A 6000-nucleotide genomic window follows, 5' to 3' on the forward strand; every position below is an offset into this window, starting at 1 on the left:
CAACCGAATTCCGGAAGCCGGCCAGGCGCACGACGAGTGAAAGGTGTGGATTCGCGATGAGATTGGCCCGTAAAAGCAAACCAGCCGAAAACCCCGCACATTCCATCGGCACCCGCCCGGTCGTGCTGTTCGTGCTGGGGCCGCAACGCTCCGGGACCTCGGCGCTCACCCGCGTTCTCTCGCTATCCGGAGGCACCCTCCCGCCCGGGCTGCTGGGCGCCGACGCGAACAATCCGCTCGGTTATTGGGAGCCGCGGGCGGCCATCTCGCTCAACGAAACGATCCTGCGCCGGCTCGGGACCAATTGGTACGACCCGTCATTGCGGTTTTTGGATAGCGGTGCGGTTTCTCCCGAGGAGAGCGAGGCGTGCACCGCGAAGATCGCCGCGTATCTGTCCAGCCTGCCTCCGGCACCGCTCACGGTGATCAAGGAGCCCAGGATCACCACCCTTTCTGACCTGTGGTTCAAGGCGGCTCGCCAGGCCGGATTCGACGTCGCTTCGGTGATCGCGGTACGTCATCCGCAAGAGGTCATTTCGTCGATCGTGAAGTCCTGGCGCGTCTCTCCCGCGCTCGCGAGTGCGTTGTGGTTGAAATGCAACATCCTCGCAGAACGAAACACTCGCGACGTGCCGCGGGTATTCGTCGACTACGCGAACCTCCTCGATGACTGGCGTCGCGAAATGAAGCGAATTACCACCGAATTGCCCGTCGAATTGGACACCCAGGGCGAGGACGCCGTCGAAGCGTTCCTTACCCCCGGTCTTCATCGGCAGCGGCACTGCGGGCCGGTGACGGATCTTTTTGGCGCGGATTGGATCTCCATGGTCTACGAAGCGCTACGCGAGGCCGCCCAGGACGACCCGCTCGACATTTCAACGCTGGACCGCGTTTTCGCGTCCTATCGAGCGAGTGAGCGGGATTTCCGCAAGGCGTTCGAGGATTTTCACGGTTTATCGAACAGCGTTCTTTTCCGCATCTTCCGACCCGTCATCGCTCGGCCGGTGATGGAGGCCATCGCAATGGCGCATCGGCACAAGGGGACTTGGGCCTAGTTCGCCGCGGGCTGCGGGCGCGTAGGTCGTGCGGGTTCGGCGTGCCGCTCGTGCCGCTTCGCGGGATTCTCTGATGCCGCGGGAAGTCCCCGATATGATCGACCGGACCGCGCGGCGATGCGTGCCGGTCGCGTAAATCCGGAGTACACGAAAGAAAGGCGTCGATTCTTGTCAGCGTCCGTGCTCATCAGTGGTGGGGCAGGATTCATCGGGTCGGCGCTATCCCACCGTCTCGTCGAGGCCGGCTACGACGTCGCCGTGATGGACGTCCTGCATCCCCAGGTGCACGGCGGGAATAGGCCGATCGAGCTGCCGCCGGCCGTGCGGCTGTTCACCGGCGACGTCACCCACGCGCCCGATTGGGACGCGGTGTTGCGGTTGTTCCGCCCTTCCCAGGTCGTGCACCTGGCGGCCGAGACCGGAACCGCACAATCGCTCTCCGAGGCGACCCGCCACGGATCGGTGAACGTGGTGGGAACCACCCAGCTTCTCGACGCCCTGAGCCGCTCGGGAATCGTGCCCGAGCAACTGGTCCTGGCGTCGTCCAGGGCGGTGTACGGCGAGGGCGCGTGGCAGTCCGGCGCGCAGGTTTTCTATCCGAAACCCCGCAGCCACGCGCAGCTCGTGGCGGGTGTGTGGGATCCGCAGGGACCGGCGGGCGGGCAGGCGGTGCCGTTGCCCAGCCGCGCCGACCGGACAGAGCCCCGGCCCACCAACGTCTACGCGGCGACCAAGCTCGCCCAGGAGCACCTGCTAGGCGCCTGGACGGCAGCGCACGACACCAACCTCAGCGTGCTGCGTCTACAGAATGTCTACGGCCCCGGCCAGTCCCTGACCAACTCGTACACCGGGATCGTCGCGCTGTTCGCGCGGTTGGCGCGTCAGGGGCTTGCGCTGGAGGTCTACGAGGACGGCCGGATCGTGCGCGACTTCGTCTACATCGACGCCGTCGTCGACGCGCTGTTCGCGGCCATCCAGAGGCCCGCAACCCAGCCGCGCTGCGTCGACATCGGGTCCGGAAACGCCACCACCATCCATGAGCTGGCCAACAAGATCGCCGCCATGTGTGACGCGCCCGAACCCGTCGTCGTCCCGAAATTCCGCGACGGCGACGTGCGGGCGGCGAGTTGCGACATCGAGCCGGCGCAAACCGAGCTCGGCTGGCAGCCGAAGTCCACGCTCGACGAGGGTCTGGGCGCCCTACTCGAGTGGATCGGCGGGCAAGCCGAGGCCTCCGACCCGATGAACGAATCGGGCCGTCCCGTCGTCGAACATGCCGGACGCCGCTGAGGCGTGTGGCCCCGCAAATGCGGTGGTAACGGCAACACTCGAGTAATGCCTATGATGGTTGCTACTACTCGGTAGGGCAGGGATGGGTCAGCCGGTAGGTACGGGGGCACGCCAAGGAGGCCGGTGAGGCGAGTTAGTGGGACAAATGCGCGACGCATTGATGTCTTCGACGCTGTCGGGGACGTCGCCGCCAGTACTTCTCTGAGCTAAGGGGCAGCTTTGACCGTCACCGATCGTGATATGCGATCACCATTTCTGGACACCCGATCCGCGTACCTCGAATTACTCCGGCGCAACCTCACCCAATACGGCAGCGACGAGCTGGTACCGGTCGGTTTGTACCGCCTGGGCCGTCCGCTTTTCAGTACCCGCAACCTGATGCTCGTGCGCAAGCGTCCATTCAACAAAAAGGCGCGCGATCTCGGCCTGGATTGGCCGGCGGATGCGTTGACGATGATCGGCATGCAGCGACTTACCAGTTTGCAACGGTGCGTGGAGACAATCCTGAAAGACGACGTTCCGGGTGATCTCGTCGAGTGCGGTGTGTGGCGGGGTGGGGCATCGATCTTGATGCGCGCCGTGCTGTCGGCGTACGGCGACAAGAAGCGTTCCGTGTGGCTGTGCGATTCCTTCGAAGGGGTGCCGCCGCCGGATACCGCACATTACGAGGCGGACAAAGGCATCAACTTGCACCGCGCCGCCGGCGTTCTGGCAATACCCCAGGCGCAAGTGAAAGCGAATTTCGAGCGGTATGGGCTGCTCGACGATCAGGTTCGTTTTGTGCCCGGTTGGTTCAAGGACACCCTGCAGGACGCCCCGATCCAACGCATTTCCGTGCTGCGGCTGGACGGCGATCTCTATGAATCGACGATTCAGGCGCTCGATGCGCTCTATCCGCGGCTGTCGTCCGGCGGCTTTTGCATTGTCGACGACTATCACGCCATCGATGCATGTCGTCAGGCGGTGGCGGACTACCGTACGCAACATGGGGTGACCGCGGAGATCGAGGAGATCGACGGCACCGGTGTGCTGTGGCGCAAGCCGTGACGCGCACCTGCCGCTAGTTATGCAGTCGCGCAAACCGGTGCTGTGGAGATGCGTCGCTATTTACAGTGATGTCGGTGGTTCACCACCATGGAAGGCGCAACCGAAGGGCATGGATTTGCGATGAAATGTGTGCTGGCCAGCTATGGAACGCGCGGTGATATCGAGCCTTCCCTGGTTGTCGCGCGCGAACTGCAACGCCGGGGACATGACATGGTCATGGCCGTCCCGCCCGACTCGGTCAGCTTCACCGAGGCCGCCGGGCTGACGGCGGTGCCATACGGGCTGGAATCGCAGGCCTGGCTCGACGTATACCGCGACTTCTGGACGGCGTTCTTCCGCGGGTTCTGGAAGATCCAGGAGATGCGCGGCATGTGGCGCGAGATGTGGGATCTCAGCGACCAGTGCTGGGCGCAGATGAACACCACGCTGCTGTCGCTGGCCGATGGAGCCGATCTGGTATTCGCCGGGCAGAGCTACCAAGAGCCGGCCGCCAACGTCGCCGAGTACTACGACCTTCCGTTGGCCACCCTGCATCACGTTCCCATGCGGCCCAACGGCCAGGTGGTTTCGATCCTGCCGGCGCCGTTGGCCCGCTCGGCGATGACGGGGTTCGACTGGTTCTGTTGGCGCGCGACTAAGGACGTCGACAATGCCCAGCGCCGAGAATTGGGGCTGCCGAAGGCGACGGGACCGTCACCGCGGCGGATCGCCGACCGCGGCTCGCTGGAAATTCAGGCCTATGACGAGGTTTGCTTTCCCGGCCTGGCGGACGAGTGGGCGAAATGGGATGGCTTGCGGCCCTTTGTCGGCACGCTGACGATGGAGCTGACCACGGAGGCCGACGACGAGGTGATGTCGTGGATTCGCGGCGGTACACCGCCGATCTGCTTCGGTTTCGGCAGCATGCCGGTCGAATCTCCGGCCGATACCGTCGAGATGATCAGCACGGCGTCCGCGCAGTTGGGCGAGCGGGCGTTGATTGCCGCCGGCCGAAGCGACTTCAGCGGCGTCCCCCTTGCCGATCACGTCAAGGTGGTGGGCCCGGTGAACTATGCGGCCATATTTCCCGTCTGTCGCGCGGTGGTTCACCACGGCGGATCGGGTACCACGGCCGCGAGCCTGCGCGCCGGAGTTCCCACGCTGATCTTGTCGATGGACGCCAATCAGACAATCTGGGGTGCCCAGCTCAAACGGCTGAAAGTCGGTACCACACGGCGGTTTTCAGCAACAGACCGCGAATCGCTGGTGTCGGACCTGCGCCGGATCCTGGCCCCGGATTACGCGCAGCGCGCCCGCGAGATCGCGGCCCGGATGACTAAACCGGCCGACAGCGTGGTCAAAGCAGCCGATGTCGTGGAGAACTTCGTCAACTCGCGGAGTCGTACCCGATCCAGCTAGGTCCGCCACAACCATTGCGCAGGGAAAACAGCCGATTTAGCTATCGAATTGGGCATGCCGACGGAGTTATCGCTTTCTGAGACACGCTCCCGATCGTCTGGCAGACTCACGTAACATCAGCGACGACGCCGTGGAGTACAACCGTACCGACCCAGGGTGGTCATACTTCTACGGTCGGGGGGGAGGGCCGGTGGGGTTGGCTTTGTCGCCGCCGATAACACTGGTGCACTCTTACGGGCAAGTTTGGCCTCGGGCTGCCAAATCCGTTGCGAAACAACTACAGACGATGCCTCCGACCGGATTGCAGGGCAAACCGCGGGCCGCGGATCACCGAGCGGAAACGCCGCACTCGAAATTGTCCATGCCGTCGGAGATTGATTAAGGTAACACTCGCGATGAAATTTGCTGTGGCAAGCTATGGAACGCGTGGGGATATCGAACCTTGCCTCACCATCGGTCGTGAACTGATGCGCCGGGGCCATTCGGTGCGCATGGCCGTTCCGCCCAATCTCGTCGAATTGGCCGAGGCCGCCGGCCTTCCGGCGATCGGCTATGGCCCAGACATGCACGACTTTTGGAGCGACGAGTTCATCCGGGACTTCTGGAAAAATTTCCTCAAGGGACCGATCAGCTTGATGCGCGAGGCCTGGGAGCCGGTGCTGCGGAATTGGCAGGAAATGAGCGCGGCGCTGATGTCGGTGGGCGCGGGTGCCGATTTGCTGTTCACCGGCCAGCTTTACCAGGACCTGGCCATCAACGTCGCGGACTATTACGACATTCCGATGGCCACGCTGCATTACATTCCGATGCGTCCCAACGGCGAGCTCCTTCCCAAGGTGCCCGCGCCCCTGGTCCGCACCGGAATGTCGATTTACGACTGGATGTGCTGGCGGATGAACAAGAAGGCCGAGGACCGGCAGCGCCGTGAACTCGGCCTGCCGAAGGCAACGCATCGCTCGCAGCGGCGGATCGCCGAACACCGATCGCTGGAAATCCAGGCGTATGACGAGATCTTCTTTCCCGGACTGGCGGCCGAGTGGGCTCGCTGGCGCGACCGGCGCCCGTTCGTCGGGGCGTTGACGATGGAATTGCCGACGGACGCCGATGAGGACGTCGCGTCGTGGATCGCCTCGGGAACACCGCCGATTTGCTTCGGATCGGGCAGCATCGCGCTCGAGTCCGCGGCCGATACGGTCAACATGATCGGCGC

General features: G+C 63.9%; 5 protein-coding genes. All 5 read left to right on the top strand.

Features of this window, described 5'->3' with window-relative positions; translation table 11 throughout:
• The first annotated feature begins 56 nt into the window (after positions 1 to 56).
• On the top strand, positions 57 to 1055 hold the full coding sequence (locus A5688_RS22465) for a sulfotransferase family protein (protein ID WP_067909436.1): 999 nt from the start codon (positions 57 to 59) through the stop codon (positions 1053 to 1055).
• Positions 1056 to 1235: 180 nt separating this feature from the next.
• Positions 1236 to 2345 (top strand): NAD-dependent epimerase/dehydratase family protein, encoded by a 1110-nt coding sequence (locus A5688_RS22470; protein WP_067909439.1) that lies wholly within the window; start codon positions 1236 to 1238, stop codon positions 2343 to 2345.
• Between the two features lie 240 nt (positions 2346 to 2585).
• The gene (locus A5688_RS22475; RefSeq protein WP_067909442.1) at positions 2586 to 3392 is read left to right on the top strand and encodes a TylF/MycF/NovP-related O-methyltransferase; all 807 of its coding nucleotides are present in this window, start codon (positions 2586 to 2588) and stop codon (positions 3390 to 3392) included.
• Positions 3393 to 3512: 120 nt separating this feature from the next.
• Positions 3513 to 4790, top strand: coding sequence for a glycosyltransferase (locus A5688_RS22480; protein ID WP_068268281.1), 1278 nt, complete (start codon positions 3513 to 3515; stop codon positions 4788 to 4790).
• A gap of 395 nt (positions 4791 to 5185) precedes the next feature.
• Positions 5186 to 6000, top strand: an 815-nt coding sequence (locus A5688_RS22485; protein WP_131812452.1) for a glycosyltransferase, incomplete at its 3' end; no start/stop codon positions are given.

Source organism: Mycobacterium mantenii (assembly GCF_001667865.1).
GTDB lineage: Bacteria > Actinomycetota > Actinomycetes > Mycobacteriales > Mycobacteriaceae > Mycobacterium > Mycobacterium mantenii_A.